22 protein-coding genes are annotated in these 24,784 nt (G+C 63.5%); 12 read left to right on the top strand and 10 right to left on the bottom strand.

What is annotated here, in order from left to right; all coding sequences use genetic code 11:
* Window positions 1-7 precede the first annotated feature (7 nt).
* Genes DES43_RS09505 through DES43_RS09490 form a run of 4 tightly spaced genes read right to left on the bottom strand, consistent with a single transcriptional unit; the run spans window position 8 to window position 3,970 of the window.
* Complete coding sequence (locus tag DES43_RS09505) at window positions 8-1,045, bottom strand: FecCD family ABC transporter permease (RefSeq protein ID WP_035027680.1); 1,038 nt, start codon at window positions 1,043-1,045, stop codon at window positions 8-10.
* Window positions 1,042-2,076 (bottom strand): FecCD family ABC transporter permease, encoded by a 1,035-nt coding sequence (locus DES43_RS09500; protein WP_035027677.1) that lies wholly within the window; start codon window positions 2,074-2,076, stop codon window positions 1,042-1,044. The genes DES43_RS09505 and DES43_RS09500 overlap by 4 nt, the downstream gene beginning before the upstream one ends.
* Before the next feature lie 13 nt (window positions 2,077-2,089).
* Window positions 2,090-3,061 (bottom strand): Fe2+-enterobactin ABC transporter substrate-binding protein, encoded by a 972-nt coding sequence (gene fepB / locus DES43_RS09495; protein ID WP_245264728.1) that lies wholly within the window; start codon window positions 3,059-3,061, stop codon window positions 2,090-2,092.
* Between the two features lie 42 nt (window positions 3,062-3,103).
* The gene (locus tag DES43_RS09490) at window positions 3,104-3,970 is read right to left on the bottom strand and encodes a siderophore-interacting protein (RefSeq protein ID WP_035027675.1); all 867 of its coding nucleotides are present in this window, start codon (window positions 3,968-3,970) and stop codon (window positions 3,104-3,106) included.
* A gap of 255 nt (window positions 3,971-4,225) precedes the next feature.
* On the opposite strand from DES43_RS09490, the gene DES43_RS09485 reads away from it, so the two are divergent.
* Together DES43_RS09485 and DES43_RS09480 are read left to right on the top strand one after the other, a co-directional pair.
* Window positions 4,226-5,044 carry an ABC transporter ATP-binding protein gene (locus DES43_RS09485; protein WP_035027672.1) on the top strand — a complete coding sequence of 273 codons (819 nt, stop codon included), beginning with the start codon at window positions 4,226-4,228 and terminating at the stop codon, window positions 5,042-5,044.
* Window positions 5,041-6,315 carry an NtaA/DmoA family FMN-dependent monooxygenase gene (locus DES43_RS09480; RefSeq protein ID WP_035027669.1) on the top strand — a complete coding sequence of 425 codons (1,275 nt, stop codon included), beginning with the start codon at window positions 5,041-5,043 and terminating at the stop codon, window positions 6,313-6,315. The genes DES43_RS09485 and DES43_RS09480 overlap by 4 nt, the downstream gene beginning before the upstream one ends.
* Before the next feature lie 10 nt (window positions 6,316-6,325).
* Here DES43_RS09480 and DES43_RS09475 read toward each other — a convergent pair whose 3' ends face one another.
* Window positions 6,326-7,102 carry an IclR family transcriptional regulator gene (locus DES43_RS09475; protein ID WP_035027666.1) on the bottom strand — a complete coding sequence of 259 codons (777 nt, stop codon included), beginning with the start codon at window positions 7,100-7,102 and terminating at the stop codon, window positions 6,326-6,328.
* A gap of 335 nt (window positions 7,103-7,437) precedes the next feature.
* On the opposite strand from DES43_RS09475, the gene DES43_RS09470 reads away from it, so the two are divergent.
* Window positions 7,438-9,555, top strand: a complete 2,118-nt coding sequence (locus DES43_RS09470; RefSeq protein ID WP_035027663.1) for a TonB-dependent receptor — start codon at window positions 7,438-7,440, stop codon at window positions 9,553-9,555.
* A 94-nt stretch (window positions 9,556-9,649) separates the two neighbouring features.
* Here the strand turns inward: DES43_RS09470 and hppD are convergent, their stop codons facing one another.
* Window positions 9,650-10,753, bottom strand: coding sequence for a 4-hydroxyphenylpyruvate dioxygenase (gene hppD / locus DES43_RS09465; RefSeq protein WP_133675043.1), 1,104 nt, complete (start codon window positions 10,751-10,753; stop codon window positions 9,650-9,652).
* 125 nt (window positions 10,754-10,878) lie between these two features.
* Between hppD and DES43_RS09460 the strand changes: the two genes are divergently transcribed.
* The 5 genes from DES43_RS09460 (at window position 10,879) to DES43_RS09440 (ending at window position 15,186) form a co-directional block, all read left to right on the top strand.
* Window positions 10,879-11,346 carry an Lrp/AsnC family transcriptional regulator gene (locus DES43_RS09460; protein ID WP_035027780.1) on the top strand — a complete coding sequence of 156 codons (468 nt, stop codon included), beginning with the start codon at window positions 10,879-10,881 and terminating at the stop codon, window positions 11,344-11,346.
* Window positions 11,347-11,472: 126 nt separating this feature from the next.
* Window positions 11,473-12,495 carry a fumarylacetoacetate hydrolase family protein gene (locus DES43_RS09455; protein WP_035027657.1) on the top strand — a complete coding sequence of 341 codons (1,023 nt, stop codon included), beginning with the start codon at window positions 11,473-11,475 and terminating at the stop codon, window positions 12,493-12,495.
* Window positions 12,496-12,552: 57 nt separating this feature from the next.
* A complete protein-coding gene (pcaD, locus tag DES43_RS09450; RefSeq protein ID WP_035027654.1) occupies window positions 12,553-13,353 on the top strand; it encodes a 3-oxoadipate enol-lactonase in 801 nt (266 codons plus the stop codon).
* 147 nt (window positions 13,354-13,500) lie between these two features.
* Window positions 13,501-14,385, top strand: coding sequence for a formyltetrahydrofolate deformylase (gene purU / locus DES43_RS09445; RefSeq protein ID WP_035027639.1), 885 nt, complete (start codon window positions 13,501-13,503; stop codon window positions 14,383-14,385).
* 120 nt (window positions 14,386-14,505) lie between these two features.
* Window positions 14,506-15,186 (top strand): TetR/AcrR family transcriptional regulator, encoded by a 681-nt coding sequence (locus DES43_RS09440; RefSeq protein WP_035027637.1) that lies wholly within the window; start codon window positions 14,506-14,508, stop codon window positions 15,184-15,186.
* Between the two features lie 3 nt (window positions 15,187-15,189).
* Here DES43_RS09440 and DES43_RS09435 read toward each other — a convergent pair whose 3' ends face one another.
* Window positions 15,190-16,479, bottom strand: a complete 1,290-nt coding sequence (locus tag DES43_RS09435) for an NAD(P)/FAD-dependent oxidoreductase (protein ID WP_035027633.1) — start codon at window positions 16,477-16,479, stop codon at window positions 15,190-15,192.
* A 47-nt stretch (window positions 16,480-16,526) separates the two neighbouring features.
* Window positions 16,527-17,888, bottom strand: coding sequence for a glutamine synthetase family protein (locus DES43_RS09430; protein WP_051520618.1), 1,362 nt, complete (start codon window positions 17,886-17,888; stop codon window positions 16,527-16,529).
* A gap of 481 nt (window positions 17,889-18,369) precedes the next feature.
* Between DES43_RS09430 and DES43_RS09425 the strand changes: the two genes are divergently transcribed.
* From DES43_RS09425 to DES43_RS09410, 4 genes are read left to right on the top strand one after another with little or no spacing between them, the layout of a single operon-like run.
* Entirely contained in the window at window positions 18,370-19,467 is a 1,098-nt protein-coding gene (locus tag DES43_RS09425) for a polyamine ABC transporter substrate-binding protein (protein ID WP_035027627.1), read from the top strand.
* Between the two features lie 34 nt (window positions 19,468-19,501).
* Window positions 19,502-20,632: an ABC transporter ATP-binding protein gene (locus DES43_RS09420; RefSeq protein WP_245264727.1), complete on the top strand. Its 1,131-nt coding sequence runs from the start codon at window positions 19,502-19,504 to the stop codon at window positions 20,630-20,632.
* Complete coding sequence (locus tag DES43_RS09415; protein WP_035027622.1) at window positions 20,629-21,567, top strand: ABC transporter permease subunit; 939 nt, start codon at window positions 20,629-20,631, stop codon at window positions 21,565-21,567. The genes DES43_RS09420 and DES43_RS09415 overlap by 4 nt, the downstream gene beginning before the upstream one ends.
* Window position 21,568: 1 nt before the next feature.
* Window positions 21,569-22,381 (top strand): ABC transporter permease subunit, encoded by an 813-nt coding sequence (locus tag DES43_RS09410; RefSeq protein WP_035027619.1) that lies wholly within the window; start codon window positions 21,569-21,571, stop codon window positions 22,379-22,381.
* Window positions 22,382-22,428: 47 nt separating this feature from the next.
* Here DES43_RS09410 and DES43_RS09405 read toward each other — a convergent pair whose 3' ends face one another.
* Together DES43_RS09405 and DES43_RS09400 are read right to left on the bottom strand one after the other, a co-directional pair.
* Window positions 22,429-23,334 carry a c-type cytochrome gene (locus DES43_RS09405; RefSeq protein ID WP_035027617.1) on the bottom strand — a complete coding sequence of 302 codons (906 nt, stop codon included), beginning with the start codon at window positions 23,332-23,334 and terminating at the stop codon, window positions 22,429-22,431.
* The gene (locus tag DES43_RS09400) at window positions 23,331-24,671 is read right to left on the bottom strand and encodes a cytochrome c (protein ID WP_035027612.1); all 1,341 of its coding nucleotides are present in this window, start codon (window positions 24,669-24,671) and stop codon (window positions 23,331-23,333) included. The genes DES43_RS09405 and DES43_RS09400 overlap by 4 nt, the downstream gene beginning before the upstream one ends.
* Window positions 24,672-24,784: the final 113 nt, after the last annotated feature.

Here is a 24,784-nt window from a genome sequence, read left to right as displayed (position 1 = left end):
GCCGGTATCAGACCTTGCGGCTGCGCCCCAGCAGCCACAGCAGGTAGAGCCCGCCAAGCAGCCCCGTCGTCAGGCCGATGGGCATGTTGACGTTGAGCGGCAGGCGCTGGCTGAGCAGGTCGGCGCCCAGCAGAAGCACGATCCCCATGATCGCACCGGAGACGAGCGGCACCTGCGACGAGGCGGTCAGCCGCCTTGCAAGCTGGGGCGCGGCCAGGGCGACGAATGCGATCGGCCCGGCGGCGGCGGTCGCGATGGCCGTCAGCGCCACAGCGGCAAGCACCATGACGAGACGCGTGCGCTCTATGGGGACGCCGAGCTGGCGGGCTGCGTCGTCACCCATCTCGAGCAGGTCGATGCGGCGCGCGTGCAGGATGGCCACCGGCAGGATGACGGCAAAGCCGAGCGCCGCGGGCACGGCATGCGCCCATGTCCGCGTGTTCAGCGATCCGGCGAGCCAGATCTGCGCCGACATCGCCTGATCGAGATCGCCCATGACCAGAAGCACCGTGTTGAAGCCAGACAGGATCGCGCCGACCCCGATGCCGACCAGAACCAGCCGGTAGCCGCCGGTGGCGCCGGATTTCATCGACAGCAGGAACACGATCACAGCGGTTGCCAGTCCCGCGGCGACGGCCGCCAGCGAGGTTTCCAGAGGCCCGGCATTGAACAGGATGATCTGCACGATCGCCCCCGTTGCCGCGCCGGTGGTGAAGCCGATCACATCCGGCGAACCCAGCGCGTTGCGCGAGATCGACTGGAAGATCGACCCGGCCATGCCGAGCGAGGCACCGACGAAGAGCGCCGTGGCAAGGCGTGGCAAGCGAACGCGCCGGATGACGCGTTCGGCTGTCGCATTGTCGCCATTTCCCAGCAGGCTGCCCAGAACCTCGGCGGGCGTGAAGGCCAGCGTGCCGGTGCCGAGCAGGACGATGCCGAGCGCAATGGCGGCGAATGCAAGCATGGCGCAGACCAGCACCGTCCGTGGCCGCCAGCGCAGCGACAGCGATCCGATCCGCAGGGCTGGAAACGTCGGGACGCTCATAGGCGGGCCAGCCTGAAACGGCGCACGATCATGACGAACACCGGTCCCCCGATGAGGGCCGCCACGATGCCCGCCGCAATCTCGGCCGGCGGCAGGATCATGCGCCCGATGACATCGGCCCCAAGCAGCAGGATTGCGGCGAACAGGGCCGAGCAAGGCAGTATAAGGCGATAGTCCGGCCCCGTGACGGCGCGTGCGATCTGCGGCGCCACCAGTCCGACGAAACCGATAGGACCTGCCCCCGCCGTTGCCGAGCCGGCCAGAAGCATCACCGACAGGCAGGCAAGGACCCAGGTCCGGCGGCGGCTGACACCGAGGGCCTGCCCCAGATCATCGCCAAGCGCGAGCGCATTGAGGTTTCCGGCGATGGAAAAGGCCGCGACAAGCCCCGCCGTCACGGAAATCGCGAGAACACCGGCAACATCGTAGCCACGCCCCTCGACCGAACCGGCAGCCCAGTTGCGGAAATCGTCGAGTACCGTGACAGGGGCGTTGAGAATGATCATGCCGGTGACCGAGGCCAGCATGACGGAGAGCCCCGCGCCGGCCAGCACGAGACGCACCGGATTGGTTCCCGTTTCATGAGCCTGCCCCAGAATGAAGACCGCCGTTCCCGCAAGGCCGGCCCCCAGGAAGGCCAGCCACACATATTGTGCCATCGAGGTCAGGTTGAATACCAGGACGCCCAGCGCGACGGCGACGGCCGCGCCCGCATTGATGCCGAGCAGGCCGGGCTCGGCCAGCGGGTTTCGGGTGACTGCCTGCATCACGGCCCCCGCAACGCCTAAGGCAAGGCCGGCAAGCAGCGCGACGATGGTGCGCGGAACCCGCAGTTCCCGCACGACCAGATGCAGGTCGTTGCCCGGATCGAAGGTCAACAGCGCATCGAAGGCATCCGCAAGCGGAACGGGACGCGAGCCGATGGCAAGGCTGGCGAGCACGGCAAGCAACAGCACGCCGCAGCCGGCAAGCAGCCCCAGCCTGCGGCTCCGTCGCCGGCGCAGTGTCGCTGGTGCGGGCGAAAATGTCATCTATGTCGCGGCTTCAGCGAAAATGCCGGGCCACGGCATCGGCCATCTCCAGCCCCGAATAGTAATCGATGCGGAAGGAGGTTGGCCCCAGCGGATAGACGCGCCTGTTCCTGACCGCCGGCAGATTGGCGAGGACCGGATCGGCAAGAAAGGCTTCCACATCGGCATCCGTGCCGCGCAACAGGAAAACCGTATCGCCGGTAATGGCAGCCGACAGGTTTTCGCGCGAGATGAAGTCGAAATCGGAGCGGCGCGTCACATCGCCAGACTGTGCCTGCGGCATCCCCTGAACCTCGAAGCCCAGGGAGGAGAGCAGCCGCGCCTGTGGACTTTCGGGCCGGCCGATCGAGTAGCTGGCGCCGATATTGTAGCCGACGATGCTTGCCGTGCCCTTGTCCTTCCTGAGCGAGGCGGCCACCCCGGCAGTATGGGCGTCGAAGCGCTCTATGGCCGCGAGAGCCTCTTTCTCAAGTCCGGCGGCTTCCCCGATCCTGATGGCCATGTCCTGCCAGCTCTGGTTGGAATAGTTCACGACCAAGGTCGGAATGCCCTGCGCCTCAAGCTCGCCATAGTGCTGAAGCACGGTGTCGGCGCCCGAGGAGGATGCGATCAGCAGGTCCGGCTCCCAGCCGATCACGGCCTCGATGTCGAAGCTCAGGTTCCTGTAAAGCACCTCGACGCCGCGTTCGTCGGCGACACCGGCCCATTGCGAGAAGAACCCCTTGTCGTCGGTCATGACGCTGGGCGTGGTAGCTGCGGTCGCAACCAGCGGAGCGTCCATGGCGAGCAGGATGCCGGTGAGACTTGGAGCAGTCGACACGATCCGGACAGGCCGGGCGGGGAGCGTCAGTTCCCCCGCCTCATGCCTGACCGTGCGGGGCCAGCCGTCTTCCTGCGCATGAGCGACAGGCGCGGAAAGCGACAGGGCGGCAGCGAAAGCCGTCGCGGCGAGGAGCATCTTTGCGGTGGTCATGTCTGCGTTCACGAGGCGGTCCTTCGGCATGAGGCGTCGTTGCTGTTGCACTGTTCAGATCTGGACGTCGAGGTCCTCGAAATCGCGCAGGCCGCCGCCTCTGGAAATCACATCCTCATAGTGCCTCAGACGCAGCCGGTCCAATTCCGAACTGCTGACGCCGCGTCTCCAGTAGCCGGCCGCGCGCACATTCTCCTTTGGCAATCCGCAGGCTTCGGTGAAATGGCGGCGAATGGCGCGCGTCTCCTGCCGCTCGCCGGCCGCCCAGATCGTCCAGCGATCCGGCTCTGGCAGCGCTTTGGCCGCCGCGACCAGCCTGCCGGTGGTGCCGGGCGCCTCGCCCGGCGCGCGCAGCCACAGATGGAGCGTGACGCCAGCGACCTGCGGAAGTTCCTCGAATGCGGCGCGGTCTGCCGTTTCGATGTGGACCACACCCCCTACGCCAGCCTGCCAGTTCTGCAGGATGGAGTAGACGGCGGGAATTGCGGTCTCGTCGGCGAACACGGCCACCTTCCGCCCTGCCTCCCAGGCGGGCAGGTAGTGCGGGCGGGGTCCTGTCAGCGTGACAACCGTGTCCTTGCCTGCCTGAGCGAGCCAGCGCATGGCCGGGCTCTCGTCCTCGTGCATGACGAAATCGACCTCGACCGTGCCGCGCGCCTCGTCGAACGAGCGTATCGTATAGATGCGCGATATCGGACGCTGCCCTTCGGGGGCCTCCACCTCGATCCGGATGGCAAGATTGGGCAGACGCCACGGGGCCGGATCGGCCGGTGCGATGCGCGCCGTTACCCGCGTAACGGACGGGAAAGGCCGTTCGACCTTTCCCACCGTCATTTCGGTATGCTCCATACCGCGCATGTGATCGTCCTGCTCAAGGCGATCGTTGGGATCTTCGACGATATCTTTCGATGTGGCGTTCATGGCGCGCTTTCTTGATCGTGTCCGACAGGGAGGCCGGAGCCGGGATCGAAATCCTGAAAAGTGAAGTTTCCGGGAGCATCCGGGTCGCCTTGCCAGGCTTGCTCCTGAAAAGTTGAGTTGATTGTTCCACATTACGGATTGCATTCCGCATTGCAATACTGTTTGGAAGGCCGGCGCATGTTGCGGTGGTGACAACCGCAATCCGCGCCGCTATTCGGCTGTGCTGAGGAAATGAAAAAAACAACTGGCTCCGGGATGACGCAACGCCTCTACGTCGAATCCGTGACGCTGCGTTATGACCAGCGTACGATCTCGACCGATCTGACCGTCGCCATTCCGGATGGTTCCTTCACCGTCATCGTCGGGCCGAATGCCTGCGGCAAGTCCACCCTGCTGCGCGCCCTGTCGCGCCTCTTGCAGCCGGCTTCCGGCCGGGTGGTGCTCGATGGCAGCAGCATAGGCGATCTGCCGGCGAGAGAGGTTGCGCGGCGGCTGGGCCTGCTGCCGCAAAGCTCCATAGCGCCGGATGGCATTACCGTCGCCGATCTGGTCGCGCGGGGCCGCTACCCTCACCAGTCGTTCCTGCGGCAGTGGTCGCAGGCGGACGAGGCGGCGGTCGCCTCGGCCATGGAGGCGACACGGGTGACGGAACTGGCCGACCGCCTCGTCGACGAACTGTCTGGCGGCCAGCGCCAGCGGGTGTGGATCGCCATGGTTCTGGCGCAGGAAACACCGATCCTGCTGCTCGACGAGCCGACCACCTTCCTGGACATCGCCCACCAGATCGAACTGCTCGACCTTCTGGCCGATCTCAACCGTCAGGGCCGCACCGTCGTCGCGGTGCTGCATGACCTCAACCATGCCTGCCGCTATGCATCGCATCTCGTTGCGGTGAGGGAAGGCGCGATCGTCGCACAGGGCGCGCCTTCCGGCATCGTCAGCGAGCGTCTGGTGGAGCAGGTCTTCGGCCTTGCCTGCATGATCATACCCGACCCCGTTTCGGGAACGCCGATGATCGTGCCGAAAGGGCGGCATGGGATGAACGGCACGAACAGGGCGGAGACCGCCACATGAGCGGAACACGGCAGCTTCATATCGGCTTTTGCCTCACCCCGACATGGCTGAAGGGCCGTCGCGCCGAACCCGACGAACTGCCGTCGCCGCACGATCCGGCCTCTTTCTATATCGATCTGGCCAAAAGGGCAGAGCAGGCAAAACTCGATTTCGCCTTCAAGGTGGATTATCTGGCGTTCAATCCGGCTATGGCCGGAGGGCAGGGCGGACCCGGCCTCGAGCCGAACATCCTGCTTGCGGCAATCGCCCGCGAAACGCAACGCATCGGGCTCGTCGCCACCCACTCCACGACATTCAACCCGCCCTACATCGTCGCGCGGCAGATCCAGTCGCTGCACTGGCTGTCACAAGGGCGCGCCGGGTGGAATATCGTCACCTCGATCGAAGGGGCCGAGAATTTCGGCGATGCGCCGATGCCGCCGCCTGAGGCGAGATACCGCAAGGCGGCCGAATTTACCGATGTGGTTCGACGCCTGTGGCAGAGCTACCCGCCGTCCGGAGCGGACGGCCTGCCGCAGGCCCACCCCATCGACCATGCCGGCGAGTTCTTCAGCGTGAAAGGCCCGCTCAATGTACGCGGCCATGAAAGCGGCCCGCCGCCCATCTTTCAGGCGGGCGCTTCCGACATCGGGCGCGAGTTCGCCGCCTCGGTGGCGGATGCCACCTTCGCTTCGGCTCCCGACATGGCGGCCGGCATCGATCTGCGGTCCGACCTGAGGGCGAGAGCGGAACGCCTCGGCCGCAGGGCGGATGATATACGGGTGCTGCCGGGGCTCTATTTTTTCCTCGCGCCGACGCGCGAGGAAGCGTGGGAACTGCACCGCCGCGCCCACACCCATCTTAACCATGAGCGCCGGGTTGAGTCGGTGAGGACGGTGCTTGGCCTGGACATCTCCCGGCTTGGCCCCGCAAGCCGGGTTACGCCCGACATGCTGCCCGTGCCGGATGCGCCGGTGCGCAGCCGCACCCATGCCGATCTGCTGCGGCGCTTCATCGAGGCCAACAGCCCCACCGTCGAGGAACTGCTGGCGCGGCCCGAGGTGGTCGGCTCCGCGCATTGGGTATCGGTCGGCACGGTGGGGGACGTGATTGCCGATATCGTGGAATGGTTCGGGGCCGGGGCCATGGACGGGTTCATCGCCCTGCCGGGCGGCTCGACCGGATCGCTCGATCTGTTCCTCGAAGAGATGGTGCCTGCGCTGGCTGCGCGCGGCCTGTTCCGCACCGAATATGAAGGCACGACGCTGCGCGCGCACCTGCGCATGTCCTGAGCGCAGGAATTCAGGCGCAGCCCGCTTCCCGCGAAGCCTGCCGTGCAGCCTCGAAAAGCGCGGCGCGATGATCCTGCACCTGCGCCGTTTCGATGAACGAGACCGTCGTCACCACGCAGGCGATCTCGTTCTGGGCGTCGAAGACGGGCGCCGCCTTGCCGGTGAGCAGCGAGAAAAGATGCTCCTTCAGACCGGCACCCCCCTCGCGGCGCACCTCCTCCAGAACATCGGCCCCCGGAGGCTTTCCCCGAAACGAAGACGGCTGCATGCGGCGCGCGGCCTCGATTCGTTCGGCCGGCAGAAATGCCTGGAAAACCAGCCCGGTGGCGGTGTTGTCGAGCGGCAGCACGTCGCCCAGCGACACGGTGCTGACCATGAAATCGGAACTGCGATACCAGCGCACGATGGTGGGCCCGCGTTCGGTCCAGATCGCGACGCCACAGCTTGCGGCGATGCGCGCGGCCAGCGATTTCATCAGCCGTGCGGCCACCTCGACCGGCTCTATGCGCCGCAGCGCACCGATGCCGATATGGAGTGCCGCCGGGCCGAGATCGTAGCGTCCGGTCGTCCTGTCCTGCGCAACCAGCCCTTCCAGCACCAGACTTTGCATGTAGCGGTGAGCGGTCGAAGTGCCGGTTCCGGCACGTCGGGCCAGTTCCCCGAGCGCCATGGCCCCCTCCGATTTCGCGAGGATATCCAGGAAACGGGCGGCGATGGAAATCGACTGTATCGTGGTGGAGCGCTTCGCCCTGCCATTCTCCGCTTCGACGAATTTCTCAGGCTTCACGACCGGAGCCCCGGCCTGATCTGGAAAGCCTGAAAATGGCAAACTGGACGATCATCGCGACCATTGTTCAAAAATGAAAACCGCCGGCTTCAACCGGCTGGACCTCCCACACGGCTGGATGAAACAAGGTTAGGCCGGTTCCTCCATGCAATCAATCCGTGGCTGGCGATCCGTGGCCGCTCCGCAACAGTAACACGTTCGAGTGTCCCCGCCCCACGGGCAGGCCGCACACTTTGTTGACATGCGGAACGCGCTATGCGTTGTGGAATTCATCATTCACATCGCCAGCCACGGTTCGTGCCCCAGCCAGCGTTTTGTCCGGGATCGGGGGTCTCATGCCGACCAAGCTTGCCGCATCGTTGCTGCGCAGCGCCAGTGCGCTTTCCATCTTGTCCCTGCTGGCTGCGGGGCCGGCGCGCGCACAGGAAGCGTCGTCTGCGGGCAACGCCATCATGCTCGACGTCATCACCGTCACAGGTGAAAAGGTCTCGCGAGAGCTGAAGGACACCGCTTCCTCCGTCGCCATCAGGACGGGAAAGGAAATCGAGAAGGAAAAGACCCGCAACGCAACCGTCACCGAGGTCGTTTCGGACGTGCCGAACGTGACCTATACCGAGACGGTCGGCATTCCGGTGATCCGCGGTCTGGACGGGCAGGGGCCCAACACCGGCGCGGGCGCCTTCTTCGCGGGCACGGTGCCGCGCGCCACCGTCAATGTCGACGGACACTATCTGAACTACAACGAATCCTACTTCGGCGCGACGTCGGTCTGGGACGTGGATTCGATCGAGGTGTTCCGCGGACCCCAGACCACGTCGCAGGGCGCAAATGCCATCGCCGGCGCGATCATCGTCAACACCAGGGACCCGACCTTCACCCGCGAAGGCGCCTATCAGGCCGAGATCGGCAACTACGACCAGAAGCGCGCGTCCTTCATGCTCTCCGGCCCGCTGGTCGGGAACGAGCTCGCCGGCCGCATCGCCGTGGACTATTCGGGACGCGATACATTCATCGACTACATAAATCCTGCCTATAGCGACACGGGAACCGACCTCGATTTCAAGGCGCTGAATGCGCGGGGCAAACTGCTCTGGCAGCCGTCCGAATTTCCCGGGTTCGAGGCGAAGCTCACCTATTCGCTCAACAGGACGAACAGGCCGACGCAGGAATCGGCCTATGTGCCGTTCGATGAACTCAACAGCCTTGCGACGACCATGCCGACCTGGAAGCAGGACACGCATACCGGCATTCTCGACGTCAGCTACGATTTCGGCAACGGCTACAAGATCTTCAATCAGACGCAGTATTCGGACTCATCCGTACACCGTAAAATGCCCGCCGCAGGCATCGGAGCGGCCGACGTCGAACAGACGAACTTCTCCAATGAGGCCCGCGTCACCTTCGGCGAGCAGGGCGACGTGATCAGCGGCGTCGCCGGCCTCTACTACGCGCATGTGAGCACGGACGAGACCCTCGACCTTCGCGGCACATCGACTTTCGACGACACCAAGGACAATCTTGGTCTCTTCAGCGAACTGACATGGAAAATGGCGGACCAGTGGACGCTGACAGGTGGCCTGCGCTATCAGCACGACCGCATCCAGCGTGCCGGCGTTTCCACCTTCGCGGCACAACCGGTGGATTTCGACAAGACATTCTCGGCGCTGCTGCCCAAGCTTTCCCTGACCTATGCCGTCACCCCGGAGTGGAATGTCGGCGCTCTGGTCAGCCGCGGCTACAATCCGGGCGGCGTATCGCTGGATTTCTCCGCCGTGGCGCCCGCCGTACCCACCTGGCGCGACTTCAAGGATGAGACCATCTGGAACTATGAACTGTTCACGCGCGCCAGCTTGCTCGATAACAGGCTAACGCTGAGCGGCAACCTCTTCTACATGGACTTCAAGAATGCGCAGTACAACGTCTCTGCGGAGGTAGATACGAGCCTTCCGGAACCTGTATACTCATCCTACACGATTAATGCTGACAAGGCGCATTCCTACGGCGTGGAGATCGGCGCGGATTATCTTGTTCTCGACAACCTCACCATCAAGGCGAGCGCAGGCATCCTGCGCACCAGGATCGACGAGATATCTATCAATACCAGAACCTCGTACGAAGGCAACGAGTTCACAAAGTCACCCGGTTACATGCTGAGCCTGGGAGCAAGCTGGGATGCGACGGAGAAGCTGACCATTTCCGGTCAGGTCCGCCACACGGACGGCTACTATTCCGATGTCGCCAACACGCCCGCCCTGGCTGTCGGCTCCTATACGGTGGCCGACGCGCGCGTAAGCTACCAGTTCACCGATGCTTTCCAGGTCTATGGATACGTCAGGAACATCTTCGACGAACGCGCGCCGACATATATGCAGACCAACCGGGGCATTGGCGGTCTCGAGGCAGCCATAACCCCGCCGAGCATGTTCGGCGTCGGTGTCAGAGGCAGTTTCTGACCTGAAGAGGCGCGAGCTCTCGCCCGGCCCCGGATCATCGCCGGCCTGCATGAGGCCGGGACGGCATTTGTCATGCTCTCCCGGCTTTATGCTTTCAGGCCACGCGGATAACGCCGCGCCGGATCTGGTCTTCCTCGATCGATTCGAACAGGGCGCGGAAATTGCCCTCGCCAAACCCTTCGTCGCCCTTGCGCTGTATGAATTCGAAGAAGATCGGGCCGATGACGGTCTTCGAGAATATCTGCAGCAGGATGCGGGTCGTTCCGCCGTTCACCACGCCTTCGCCGTCGATCAGGATGCCGTGCTTCTTCATCCGGTCGACCGGCTCGTCATGACCGTTCACGCGCCCGTGCGACATTTCGTAATAGGTATCCGGCGGGCCGGGCATGAATTTCAGCCCTTTGGCGGCCAGGCTGTCGGTGGCGTCATAGATGTCGTCCGTGCCGACGGCGATGTGCTGTATGCCTTCGCCCTTGTACTTGCGCAGATATTCCGCGATCTGGCTTGTCTCGTCCTTGGACTCGTTGAGCGGGATTCTGATCTTGCCGCAGGGCGACGTGATCGCCCGGGAGACCAGCCCGGTAATGCGCCCGTCAATGTCGAAGAAGTGAATCTGCCTGAAACCGAACAGTTCGCGGTAGAAGTCCCACCACTTGTCCATATTGCCGCGATAGACATTGTGGGTGAGGTGATCGAGATAGTAGAATCCGACACCCTGCGGTTTCGGATTCCGCTCGCCCAGCCATTCGAACTCCGTATCGTAGGCCGAGCCCTTCTCGCCATATCTGTCGACGAAATAAAGCAGTGAGCCGCCAATGCCCAAGATAGCCGGGGCATCCAGCGCCTTGTCGTCGCCTTCGTAAGGCGTCGCGCCTTTCGATACGGCATGCTCGAAAGCATGCCGCGCATCGACCACCCGCCATGCCATGGACGCAGCACAGGGGCCGTGTTCGTCGACGAAGCGCATCGCGTGCGAGCCGGGTTCTGCATTCACCACGTAGTTGATGTCGCCCTGCCGCCAGACCGTGATGTTTCTGGTCCTGTGGCGGGCGACCGGGACATAGCCCATGCGGGAGAACAGGTCTTCCAGCTTCTGCGGTTCGGGATGCGCGAACTCGACGAATTCGAAACCATCGGTGCCGGCGGGGTTCTCGGCGGTTATTTCAGCCGGCGGCGCATCATACGGAAACGGACCCATCGTGAATTCCTCCCATTAAATCGAGTTTGCATATAATGCGCCCGCGCCCATGCAATGTTCTTGCAATATGAGCCTGTTTCGTTGGAATGATGCGTGGATCGTGCATGAACATGGGGAAACGTGCAGTGAACGAGATGCTTGACCGGTTCGACCTGAGGCTGCTTCGCGAGTTGCAACGGGACGGCCGGCTCACCAACAACGAACTGTCGGAGAGGATCGCCCTGTCGGCCTCGCAATGCTCGCGGAGACGGGCGCGGCTGGAGGCGGAGGGCTTTATCAGGGGTTATCAGGCCATGCTCGACCGCGAGCGGCTGGGCCTTGAGCTGCTGGTGGTTATCTCGGTCACGCTCGCCACCCACAACCGCGACAACGCCCAGCGCTTCGCCCGGCTGGTCAACGACCTGCCCGAAGTTCTCGAAGCCTATTCGCTGACCGGAGAGATGGATTACCATCTGAAGGTGGTCGTGCGCGGGCTTTCCGATCTGTCGCGCTTCGTCAACGAAGTGCTGTTGCCGCACGATTCCGTGCAGCATGTAAAAACCGCCATCGTGCTCAACACGCTCAAGCAGGCCGCTCCGCTGCCGATCGGCTGAGCGGCTGCCGGTCGGGTCAAAAAGACTTTCCATGCACGGTTGAAGCCGGTCGGTCCCGGCAATAGCATGGGCCGGAGTGCAGGTTCGGCAGTGCGTCGGGCGTCACGCAAGGGAGAGAGGACGGGCATGAAGCTGGCGACACTGAAGGATTCCACCCGCGATGGCCGTCTGGTCGTCGTGTCGAAAGACCTGACACGTTGCTCGGAAGTGGGCCACATCGCGCGTACGCTTCAGGCTGCGCTGGACGACTGGAAGCATGTCGGACCACGGCTTGCCGGCGTCGCCGAGGGCATTGAGACCGGGGCTCAGCCCACCATGCGCTTCCATGAGCACGAAGCCGCATCGCCATTGCCGCGCGCCTATCAGTGGGCGGACGGCTCCGCCTATGTGAACCATGTCGAACTGGTGCGAAAGGCGCGGGGCGCGGAAATGCCGGGCAGCTTCTGGACCGACCCCCTGATCTATCAGGGCGGTTCCGACAGCTTTCTGGCGCCGCGCGACCCGATCGCCATGGCCGACGAGGCGTGGGGAATCGACTTCGAGGGCGAGATCGCGGTGATCGTCGACGATGTGCCGATGGGCGCTTCGGTGGCGGAGGCGCAAGAGGCGATCCGCCTCGTCATGCTGGCCAATGACGTGTCGCTGCGCGGCCTCATTCCCGCCGAGCTGGCAAAGGGCTTCGGCTTTTTCCAGTCGAAGCCTTCCACGGCATTTTCGCCGGTCGCCGTCACCCCGGACGAACTGGGCGAAGCGTGGGATGGTGGGAAATTGCATCTGCCGCTTCTGGTTTCGCTGAACGGCCAGCCATTCGGGCGGGCGAACGCAGGCATCGACATGACTTTCGATTTCGGCCAGCTCATCGCCCATGCGGCCCGCACGCGCCCGCTGGCTGCCGGCTCAATCATCGGATCGGGCACTGTGTCGAACAGGCTGGACGGCGGTCCCGGCAAGCCGGTGGCGGAGGGAGGTGCGGGGTATTCCTGCATCGCGGAAATCCGCATGGTGGAAACCATCGAAAAGGGCGTCGCGGCCACGCCGTTCCTCAGGTTCGGCGACCGTGTGCGTATCGAGATGCAGGACAGCGCCGGTCACTCGATCTTCGGCGCCATCGAGCAGACGGTGGCGAAATACGAAAAGGCGGGAGGCTGAGCTTCAGGCTCGCCGATGTCGCCTACGCAAAGGCCAGTAAGGGGTGGGGATTTTGAGGTGAAATTTGCGGATATTGGCGGCGTCACGCTGCATTTTGATCATCGGCCCACAGCGGGCGCGAGGCATCTGGTTTTCATCAACTCGCTGGGCACGGATTTCCGCATCTGGAACGCGGTGACCGAAGCTCTGGGCGATGACGTCTCCACGCTCGTCTACGACAAGCGCGGGCATGGCCTCTCCGATCTTGGCGCCACGCCCTGTTCGATCGAGGACCACGTGGATGACCTTTCCGGCCTGATCGATCATCTCGGCATCGTGGATGTGGTGCTGTGCGGGCTCTCCGTCGGCGGACTGGTGGCGCAGGGTTTTTACGCCCGCCGGCCCGAGATGGTAAGCGGCATGGTGTTGTGCGACACGGCGCACCGGATCGGCACGCGGGAAAGCTGGAACGCGCGCATCGCAACGATCGAAAAGAACGGCATCGGCGCCATTGCCGACGCGGTCATGAAAGCATGGTTCACGCCGGCCTTCCACGAACGCCGCGCCAGCGAGCTTGCGGGCTGTCGCAACATGCTGTCTCGTCAGAGCGTCGCTGGCTATGCCGCCACCTGCGTGGCATTGCGCGAGGCCGATTACACCGCGGCGGCCGCCTCCATCGCCGTTCCCACCCTGTGCGTGGCCGGCGATCGGGACGGCTCGACGCCGCCGGCGCTGGTGCGCAGCCTTGCCGATCTCATTCCCGGCTCCCGCTTCGAGATCATCGAAGGAGCAGGGCACATTCCCTGCGTCGAGCAACCAGCGGCTCTGGTTTCGCTCTTGCGCGACTTCATGGCCGCGCTTCCTTCCGGAAACCGATAGCGCCGGATCGGTGCGCGTGCAGGCGCCGCGTTTACAAGCTTCTGGCCAAGGGGGCCGGCGCATGATATCGCCGTGGGCGAATTCCGGCCTGCCGGCTTTCCGTAACCGCTGTGGGAAACCCCACACTACCTTGCAAGACAAAGACCCATGACCAAGTTCTGCCTGCGCGTTACCTGTGCCTCGACCCGTGGGATCGTTGCCGCCATCTCCGCCTTCCTGGCCGGGAACGGATGCAACATCACCGACAGCGCGCAGTTCGACGACAGCCATACCGGCCGCTTCTTCATGCGCGTCAGCTTCCGCAGCGAGGAGGGCCGCACCCTTGAGGAGCTTCAGTCTGGCTTCGGCCCCGTCGCCGGCCGGTTCGACATGGATGCCGAGTTCTTCGACGAGAGCGCCAAGCGCAAGGTCATCCTCATGGTGTCCCGCTTCGGCCATTGCCTGAACGACCTGCTCTATCGCTGGCGCATCGGCGCCCTGCCCATCGATATCGTGGCGGTGATCTCCAACCATATGGATTATCAGAAGACGGTCGCGAACCACGACATTCCCTTCCACTGCATTCGCGTGACCAGGGACAACAAGGCGGAGGCCGAGGCCGCACAGATGCGCATCGTGCGCGAGACCGGGGCGGAACTCATCGTTCTGGCGCGCTACATGCAGGTGCTGTCCGATGACATGTGCCGCGAGATGTCGGGACGCATCATCAACATCCACCACTCCTTCCTGCCGAGCTTCAAGGGAGCCAACCCCTACAAGCAGGCTTATGAGCGGGGCGTGAAACTGATCGGCGCGACTTCGCACTATGTCACCGCCGATCTCGACGAAGGCCCGATCATCGAACAGGACATCGTGCGCATCACCCATGCGCAGTCGCCGGAGGACTATGTCGCGCTCGGCCGCGATGTGGAGGCTTCGGTGCTGGCGCACGCCATCCATGCCCATATCCACGGGCGCGTGTTCCTCAACGGCGACAAGACCGTCGTCTTCCCGGCCTCGCCGGGCTCCTACGCCTCCGAAAGAATGGGGTGATTTTCATCCGCTGTTGAAAGCGGGCGCCTGCGGCATCGACAGATGTCCGCAGGCGTTCTAGATTCCGGTTTCAATCCAGAGTCCGGCGGCGGCACCAACGGCTTTTCGTGAATGAACCCGATGACCCCTGCCAGACCCAGAACCAGCCCGGGACCGCGCGGTCTTTCAAGGGATGCGATCGTCGAGGCGGCGCTGGACCTGATGGAGGAAGGCGGCGAAGCCGGCTTCACGCTGCGCAAGCTCGGTGCGCGGGTGGGCTGCGACCCCATGTCGATCCTGTACCATCTCAAGTCGAAGGAAGGGCTTTACCGGGCCATGGCCGGCCGGCTGGAATCGCAGCTTCGCATCGCGCCTTCCAGCCTGCCCTGGCGCGGACGCATGCGCCATCTTGCCGACCAGTACCGCTCGGTGGCGCTGCGCTTTCCGAAAAGCTTCTGGCTGATGCAGCATTTCGTCTACACGGGACCGGCCGATTACGACCACATGGAAATGGTGCACGGCGCTCTGCGCGAGGCCGGCATTCCGGCACGTGATATCCCCTCGCTCTGCCTCGGCTGGTATGCCTGCATCACCGGCCTTGCCATGGGCGAGGTTGGAGGGCTCATCGGCCCCGCCAGCAAGCAGGATCTGGAAGAGCTGGCGCAACTGCCCGACCATTCGCATCCGCTCCTGAAAGGCGCGATGCCGCTTTACCAGGATCTGGCGCCAAACTCCGTTTTCGCGCTTTCCATCGAGATGCTGCTCGACGGCATCGTCGCACAGGCCGCACAGCATCTCCCGTCCGGGGCCAATCCGGCCTGATCGTCAGCGCAACGCTTCCATCTTCTGGAAATACCACATGCCGAGCGCCAGAGCCCGGTTGCCGAGGTAACGCCCCACCGGAAGCCGCCAGTGCCAGGCGCTGGCAAAAATGTCGAAATCACGCGCATTGCCAGTGATCGCAGCCGCCATGATCTCGCCGATGACATGCGACGTGGCGATGCCATGGCCCGAATAGCCTTGCGCGTAGAACACGTTGGGCGTGACATTGCCGAGCTGCGGAATGCGGTTGATGGTAATGCCGTCCTGTCCTTCCCAGGCAAACTCGATCTTCACATCGGCAAGCTGCGGGAAGGTCTTGCGGATCGCGGGCAGCATCGGCGCGCCGATATCGCTGCTTGCGGTCCCCTTGTAATTCGTGCCCGATCCGAACAGCAGGCGCCGGTCGGCGGTCAGGCGGTAATAGTCGAGCACGAAGCGCGTGTCGTAGACGGCGAAATCCTGCGGCAGCACGCTTTTTGCCAGCTCTTCCGGCAAGGGTTCGGTGGCGACGATGCCCAGCGTCGCGGGAAAGATCATGCCCGACAGCTTGCCCGGCGCGAAATGATGGTAGCCATTGCCGGCGATCATCACCTTGTCGGCACGCACGCGACCCCTGGCCGTGACGAGTTCCGGCCTGTCGCCATAGATGATCTTTTCCACGGGCGTATCGATGAATATCCCGGCGCCCAGCGAACGCGCCGCATCGGCTTCGCCAAGGCAAAGGTTGAGCGAATGGACATGCATGTTGCGGCGGTTGACCAGACCGGCGTGATATATGCCGGTGCCGACATACCGGTGCAGGTCCGCGCCATACACCATCTCCACCTCGTCGCCCATGCCGTGGGCGCAGGCTGCGCGGTACATGTCCTCAAGCTCCGTGATGTGGGAGGGCCGATAGGCCGCCTGCATGTGGCCGTGCTTGAGATCGCACCTTATGCCGTATTTCCCGACACGCCGCCTGATGATGTCCTGCCCGCGCCAGCGCAGGTTCCAGACGAATTCGGCGGCCTCGCTGCCCAGATTGCGGCGGAACTGCTTTTCCATCGCCTTGTCGCCGGAAAGCGAGCCGGTGATCTGGCCACCATTGCGCCCCGACGCGCCCCAGCCGATGCGGTTGGCTTCCAGAACGGCCACCCGCACGCCGCGTTCGGCAAGCTCAACCGCCGTGGCTATGCCGGTGAAGCCGCCGCCGATGATCGCGACATCGACGTCGATACTGCCTTCCAGCCTCGGAAACGGCGCGGTCGTATTGGCGGTGGCCGCATAATAGGACTTGCAATAGGGTTCGGCCATAATCCGGCTCCGTAAAGTTGGAAGCTGCTTCGGGATTGCCAGGCGGGTCAGACCGAAAGCCTGTAGGTGGCAAGCTCGAACCCGCTGATATTCCTGCCGAACCCGTCCTGCTCCTGCTGCTTGCAGGCGCAGAAAGCATCGACGAATTCGGGATTGAGCAGCGCCTTCACGTCGTCTGAAGCTGAAAAGCGTTCCAGCGCCTGCCGCCAGTCGCGTGCGATCGCCTCGCAATCCTCGTGATGCCCATTGCCGGCAATGGGCGGGGGAGGCTCGGCCCGGCTGTCCATGCCATGCAGGGCACCGGCCAGAATGGCGGCGAGAACGATATAGGGGTTTGCGTCGGAGCCAGCGACCCGGTGCTCGATGCGCCGCGCAGCATGCGCGCCGGCCGGAATGCGCACCGCCGCAGTGCGGTTCTCGTAGCCCCATGCCACATTGGTGGGTGCCAGCCCGCCGGGGCACAGGCGGCGATAGGAATTGAGATGGGGGGCGAAGGCGAGCGTCATGTCGCCCATGGTGGCAAGCAGGCCGCCGACCGCGTGGCGCATGACGTCCGCGCCCGTTCCGGTGCCATCGTCGAAGATATTCGCGCCTGCCTCATCGATGACAGAAAAATGCACATGCATGCCGGAGCCCGCCCAGTCGCGGTGCGGCTTGGCCATGAAGCTTGCGACATGGCCGTGGCGACGGGCGACGTTCCTGACGATCTGCTTCAGGAACACCGTATCGTCGCAGATTTTGATCGCATCGGCCTCGTGCAGAAGGTTGAACTCGAACTGGCGCGGCGACCCCTCGGCGATCGCCGCCTCCACCTGGATGCCGCAAGCCCCGGCGACGCGATAGACGTCATCGAGAAAGGCGCCGGCGGCGGCGAGTTCCTCCAGCGAATAGATGTGATCGAACTCCCCGCGGACAGAGCCGGGACCGAAGGAAGCGGGAGCCGGGGCACCCTCCGGCTCGAGCAGGTAGAATTCCAGTTCCGTCGCCGCCACCGGGCGCAGGCCGCGTGCCGAATAGCGCGCCAGCACGTCGGCCAGCAGATGGCGGGCGTCCGCGAAATAGGGGCTGCCATCCTCCTTCCACATGGACAGCGGCACCAGCGGTATATCGCCACCCGCCCAGCCCAGCGATACGGGTTGGCGACCGGTAGGCAGGCAGATGCCGTCGAGATCGCCGCGCTCCATGGTCAGCCTCGTGCCGGCGGTGTCGACGCCCCATATGTCCACGCCGATCGAAGACAGGGGCATGCGGATCCCCTGCGCGCTCACGGCCTCCAGCTTCGAAACGGGCACCCTCTTGCCACGGAAGATCCCGTTGAGGTCGCAGACCGCGGCGAAGAACGAGGCGCAGGCACCGCCGGCGTCTCCCGCGGAGTTCACGGCCGGGCCTGAAAACATCATCGCATCCATGGACAGGTTCCGATCTTCATTTTGCAGTGCGCCATCACCACGCGGCTACCCGCTGCCGAAAGATGGGACGCCCATCCCCTGCCACCGCCAGCGAGCGCGCTCGAAAGCGCTATCGTTTACAGAAATTTCTACAGCGTAGATATTTCAAGTCAAGACCGGCATGAGAGTGGTCCTGCCAGCCTGTCATGAATTCGAACGCTTTTCAGATGGTGACGATCATACTGAAAAACATATGAATATCGGATCAAACACCTAGATATGGATAGTTAAAGGCAATCCGTGTCCGCTTTGTGAAGCGCTCCTGATCTCTACATCTGGAAAAAACCGGCTTGACGCCCCCTTCCCTCCCTGTATGGTTTCTACATTGAAGGGTTTGGATTCATGCGAATGGAGGCGCATGGACTCAGGCGCAAGAGGAGCAGCAGCCCGGTACACGTCAGGCAATTGGCGCAGGGATCCGGGAGGCAAACCGGGAGGAAACATGCGACTTCTGAAACGTTGCGCGCTTGCAGCGCTGGCCACCGTGGCGATGCTTTCGCCTTCTGTCGCCAACGACCAGAAATCCCTCAACGTCTACAACTGGTCCGATTATATCGGGGAAACCACGGTTGCCGATTTCGAGAAGGAAACCGGCATCAAGGTCAATTACGACGTCTTCGATTCCAACGAAGTCCTGGAAGCCAAGCTGCTCGCCGGCCGATCGAACTACGATGTCGTGGTGCCCAGCGCCCAGTTCCTGGAACGTCAGGTCAAGGCCGGCGTCTATCTCGAACTCGACCGCAGCAAGCTGGAGAATTTCGACGATCTCGATCCGGTGCTGATGAAGCAGCTTGCCATGAACGACCCCGGCAACGCCTATTCGGTTCCGTATCTGTGGGGGGCGATAGGCATCGGCTACAACAAGGCGATGATCAGGGAGCGGCTGGGTACGGACCAGATCGATTCGCTCGACATCTTCTTCAAGCCGGAGAACGCCGCCAAACTGGCCGATTGCGGGCTGACGCTGCTCGATTCCCCTTCCGAGATCATGGCGACCGCCTATGTCTATCTCGGCATCGATCCCAACAGCGAGGATCCGAAGGATCTGGAAAAGGCAGTCGAGCTGCTCAGGGGCGTGCGCCCGCATGTGCGCTATTTCCACTCCTCCCAGTTCATCAACGATCTGGCCAACGGCTCGATCTGCATCACGCTCGGCTATGCGGGCGACATGGTGAATGCGCGCGAGCGCGCGCAGTCGGCCAACAACGGCGTCGACCTTGCGATCATTGTCCCGAAGGAAGGCGGCATCCTGTTCTTCGACGTCATGGCCATTCCGAAGGACGCGCCGAATCCGGAGAACGCCTACGCCTTCATCAACTACATTTCCCGGCCGGAAGTTCTGGCGAGCCTTTCCAACACCATCAATTTCCCGAACGCCAGCCTCAAGGCCGATCCGATGATCTCCGACGAGGTGCGCAACGATCCGGGAGCCTATCCGCCCATGGAACTGCGCGACAAGCTCTATGCGATGAAGGCGCACTCGCTGAAATTCGACCGGCTGCTGACGCGCGCCTGGACCGAGATCAAGACCGGCAAGTGACGGCCGACAATCGCGGGGACCGATGAGTACTGCTATGGAACACCGATCCGCCGGCGCAGGACCCGGCGGATCCGCGGCTGAACCTTTCGTCCGCATCGAGGTCATCACCAAACGCTTCGGCGCGACGGTTGCGGTCAACCGCATAGACCTCGACATCCAGCGTTCGGAGCTGTTCTGCCTGCTGGGCGGATCGGGATCTGGCAAGAGCACGCTTCTGCGCATGCTGGCCGGGTTCGAACAGCCGAGCGAAGGCCGCATCCTTATCGACGGCCAGGACATGACCGGCGTTCCGGCCTATGAGCGGCCGGTGAACATGATGTTCCAGTCTTATGCGCTGTTCCCGCACATGAGCGTTTCCGACAATGTTGCCTACGGCCTGCGCCGGGGCGGTGTCGCCCGCGCCGAAATCCGCAAGCGCGTGGCCGACATGCTCGACATAGTCAAGATGGGCGACTACGCACAGCGCAAGCCCCACCAGCTTTCAGGCGGCCAGCGCCAGCGCGTTGCGCTGGCCCGCGCGCTGGTCAAGCAGCCGAAGCTGCTGCTTCTCGACGAACCGCTCGGCGCCCTCGACAAGAAACTGCGCGAGGAAACCCAGTTCGAGCTGATGAAAATCCAGTCGCAACTCGGCACCACCTTCATCGTCGTCACCCACGATCAGGACGAGGCCATGACGCTCGCCTCCCGCATGGGCGTGATGCAGGACGGGCGGCTGGTGCAGGTCGGCGGCCCGCGCGATCTCTACGAATTTCCGGTCAATCGCTTTGTTGCCCGGTTCATCGGCGCGGTGAACCTGTTCGAGGCGGTCCTGATCGAGGACGAGCCCGGACATGCGCGGCTGCGCTGTGCCGAAACCGGCGGCGTGTTCCATGTCAGCCACGGGGTCAGCGGCACGCTTGGGCAGACCATGCATCTGGCGCTGCGGCCGGAAAAGATCAATCTCATCCGCGACAAGCCGGACGGGGAGGAAAACGTTGCGCCGGGCGTCATCGACGAGATCGCCTATCTCGGCAATCTCTCGGTCTATCAGGTGCGGCTCGACACCGGTCGGCTGATCCATGTCACGCTGCCAAATCTCGACCGCCACGAAGGCGAGGCATTCGAGGCCGGCAACCGGGTATTTTGCAGCTGGGGTCCGGCCAGCGCCGTGGTGCTGCCTGCATGAGCGCGCAACAACGCCTGAATGCCTCGCCTTCCCCGGCCCGGCGGCGCAAATCGTGGCGTCTCGGCCGCAACAGCGTGATTGCCCTGCCCTATGGCTGGCTTCTGCTGTTCTTCATCCTGCCTTTCGCCTTCGTGCTGAAGATTTCGCTGGCCGAGGCCGATATGGCCATTCCGCCCTATACGGCGCTGGTCGAGTGGCTGGATGAAACCACCCTTACGATCCAGCTCACCTTCAGCAAGTACCAGCTCCTGCTGGAGGACGGGCTCTACCTGTCGGCCTACCTGAACTCGCTGAAGATCGCGGCGATCTCCACCATCTTCTGCCTGCTCATTGGCTTCCCGATCGCGCTGTTCATCGTCAGCCGCCCTGCGCATGCACGCTTTTTCTGGCTGGCCATGGTCATGCTGCCGTTCTGGACCTCCATGCTCCTGCGCGTCTATGCCTGGATCGGCATTCTGCAGAGCAACGGTCTGCTCAACACGTTTCTGATGAATGCCGGCATCATAAACCAGCCCCTGGTACTGCTGCATACCGACCTCGCCGTCTATCTGGGCATCGTCTACTCCTACCTGCCGTTCATGGTCCTGCCACTCTATGCGGCGCTGGAAAAGCTCGACCCTGCCCTGCTCGAAGCCTCGGCCGATCTTGGCGCGCGTCCCGCCGTTTCCTTCTTCACGGTGACGCTGCCGCTGGCGGTGCCCGGCATCATCGCCGGCTGTCTGCTGGTGTTCGTTCCTGCCGTTGGCGAGTTTGTCATCCCCGCGCTGCTCGGCGCGCCGGACACGCTGATGATCGGCCGCGTGCTGTGGGACGAGTTCTTCGCCAATCGCGACTGGCCGATGGCCTCGGCGGTGGCGATCGTCATGCTGATCGTTCTCGTCGCACCGGTGATGCTGGTCCGCGCCCGCGAGACCGCCACCAGGGATGAGGCATGAGATGCTGAGAACCGGCCGCTTCGTCACTTTCATGGCCCTTGCCGGCCTGATGTATCTCTACATCCCCATCTTCATCATGATGGTGCTGAGCTTCAACGGCTCACGGCTGGTCTCTGTCTGGGGCGGCTTCTCGTTCAAATGGTATGGCGAGCTGTTTTCCAACGACCAGTTGCTCAATGCCGCGTGGCTGAGCATCAGGGTCGCGGGCTTCAGCGCTACGCTCGCCGTGATATTGGGGACGCTGGCAGGCTATGTATTGACCCGCTTCGGGCCCTTCCGCGGGCGCGTGCTGATGGCCGGCATGGTGGCCGCCCCGCTGGTGATGCCGGAGGTGATTACCGGCCTGTCGCTGCTGCTGCTGTTCGTGGCGATGGAGGATTTCATCGGCTGGCCGCAGGGGCGTTCCATCACCACCATCGTCATTTCGCATGCCACCTTCTGCATGGCCTACGTCGCGATCGTCGTACAGTCGCGGCTGGCGCAGATGGACGGCGTCCTGGAAGAGGCCGCGCAGGACCTTGGCGCAAGGCCCTGGCGCGCCTTCATCGACGTCACCCTGCCAATGCTCGCCCCGGCGCTGATTTCCGGCTGGCTGCTCGCCTTCACCCTCTCCTTCGACGATCTGGTTATCTCCAGCTTCGTTTCCGGCCCGGGATCGAGCACCCTGCCGATGGTTATCTTCTCCAAGGTCAGGCTCGGCGTCAGCCCGGACGTCAACGCGCTGGCCACCATCCTGATCGGTTTCGTCGGCACCTGCGTCTTCATCTACAGCTGGCGCGCCGGGCGCAGGATGCGCATGTGCGAAGACGCCTGATCAGGCGAACCGACGCCATTCCCTCAGGCATCCAAAAGCGTCCTTTCTCAGTAGCGTGCATCCTTCGGCTTGTTGCCGTTCGGCCAGTCGTTCACCTTCGGTGCAAAATCGGGGCGCGGCATGTGGGTGAAGTATTCCGACACGTCGACCGCTTCCTGATCGGTCAGCACGCCGCCCTGCCCCAGTTGCCCGTCAAGGTGCATGGCCGGCGGCATGGCCCATTTCACGAACTGCGCGGCCTTGTATGTGCGGGCGAGACCTGCGCCGATGTTGAAGCTTTCATCGCCCCACAGCGGCGGGAAGATGATGTCGCCAAACTGGTCGCGCATGCCCTCGCCGTTGACGCCATGGCAGGCCGCACATTTCTGCGCATAGATGGCCTTGCCGTTGTCGGGATCGGGGATCAGGCTTTCGTCGACCGGCCCGGCATTGACGATATCGACACGATGTTCCTTCGCCACGCCCTGCCGGAGCCACTCCATATAGGCGATCATGGCCTTCATTTCCCGGCCTTCGCGGTCGAGCGGCCTGCCGTTCATGGAGCGCTGGAAGCAGCCGTTGATGCGTGTCTCCAGATCGACCTCCTTGCCCGCGCGCGGCATGACGCGGGGATAGAAATTGACCGTGTTGATGTAGCCGTTGGCGGCATCGATCTTGCCGTCGAGCAGGTGGCAGGAGTTGCAGTTCATCGCAGCGCCTACATTATCTGGCAGGAGGCGCGCCGTATCCGCCAGCAGCCTCTTGCCGTAGATGATCTCGTCGGCGTTCGGCTGCGCGAAAATGTCCTTGTCGGCAGGCACCACATAGCGCCCGACCTCATTCTTTTCGGCGTCGAGAACCGCGAAGCTCGCCGCAGGCGGCGCATCCGGAACCGCGCGGGTCGCAACCCATCCCGCCGCGCTGCCGGCCATGGCGATCAGGGCAACACCGGCAATCAGGAAAGACTTTCTCATTGCGCAGCCTCCGGTGCGTAGTGAACGGGCTTGTGGGCGATTTCCTTGCGCATGCGGGCGATGTCGGCCTCGGTCACGGCGCTGGCATGATTGCCCCAGCCGTTGCGGATGAAAGTCATCAGTTCGGCCAGATCGGCGTTGGACAGATGCGCGAAGCCCGGCATGGTGAAAGCCATGCTGTGTCCGGGCGTCGAAGGCATGCGCCCGCCCGCCAGCGTCACCTGAATGAGCGAACTCGGATCGTCGGCGAACACCATGGAGTTGCCGGCAAGCGCCGGATAGACCTCCGGCGCACCTTTGCCGTCCAGCCTGTGGCAGGCGGTGCAGTGCTCGATATAGGTCATGGCGCCCGGAGCCGAGAAATCGCCGCCCCGCAGGGCTGCCGTGGTGACGTCCTCCTTCGGTCTCCATTGCTCGCGGCCCGGCCGTGGCGGCAGCGATTTGAGGTAGCGCGCGATGGCGGTCAGATCGTCATCCCCGAGATATTGCAGCGAGTGCTCGACCACGTCGGACATGGAGCCGAAGGCGGCGGTGCGCTTGTTGCGCCCGGTCCTCAGGAACGTCACCAGTTCCTCCTCGGTCCAGGTCACGAGGCCCGTGTCCTCGTTGCGCAGATTCTTGGCATACCAGCCTTCCAGAACCGAGCCGGACAGGAATCTGCCCGAACCATCCTCCTTCAGCGCCTTTTCCTCATAGGCAAGGCCGCGCGGGGTGTGGCAGGCACCGCAGTGCGCCAGTCCTTCGACCAGGTAGGCGCCGCGCGCCACCAGCGGATCATCGCTCTGTGGCGCCTCGAAATCGCGCGGCTGGGCGAACAGCAACTGCCACCATGCCAGCGGCCAGCGCAGCGAGGCCGGCCATGGAATCGTGGTGGGCTGGTTCTGCTTGGCGACCGGCTTCACCGCGCTCATGAAATAGGCATACATGGCCTCGGTATCGGCATCCGAAACCACCTTGTAGGAGGCGAAGGGCATGGCCGGATAAAGGTGCACGCCGTCCGGCCGCAGCCCCTTGCGCACCGCGCGCTCGAAATCGCCATAGTCATAGCTGCCGATACCGGTTTCGGGGTCCGGCGTGATGTTGGTGGCGTAGATGGTACCGAGCGGCGTCTGCAAGCCGAGACCTCCCGCGTAAGGCGCCCCGCCGGGTGCGGTGTGGCACGCCACGCAGTCGCCCGCCCGGGCGAGATATTCCCCACGCGCGATCAATTCGGGATCGGCGATGTCAACCTTGCGATCCTGCTTCGGCGCGAACCAGTAAGGTGTGGAGGCAGCCACTCCCCATCCGATCGCCAGAGCCGACAATCCGGCAAGAAGAGCAAGTTTCAAGACTCTCATGGTTTCCTCGTCTTATGCGACAAGGCCATGATGGTGTTTCACCCGCGCGCGGCGTTGATCCAGGTCAAGGTAGATTCCATTTTTCTATTTAATTTCAATACCTTAATTGAAAA

It is taken from the genome of Aquamicrobium defluvii, from assembly GCF_004363725.1.
Lineage (GTDB): Bacteria > Pseudomonadota > Alphaproteobacteria > Rhizobiales > Rhizobiaceae > Mesorhizobium > Mesorhizobium defluvii.
The sequence above is the reverse complement of the archived record's forward strand: the minus strand, read 5'-3'. Positions and strand labels throughout refer to the sequence as shown.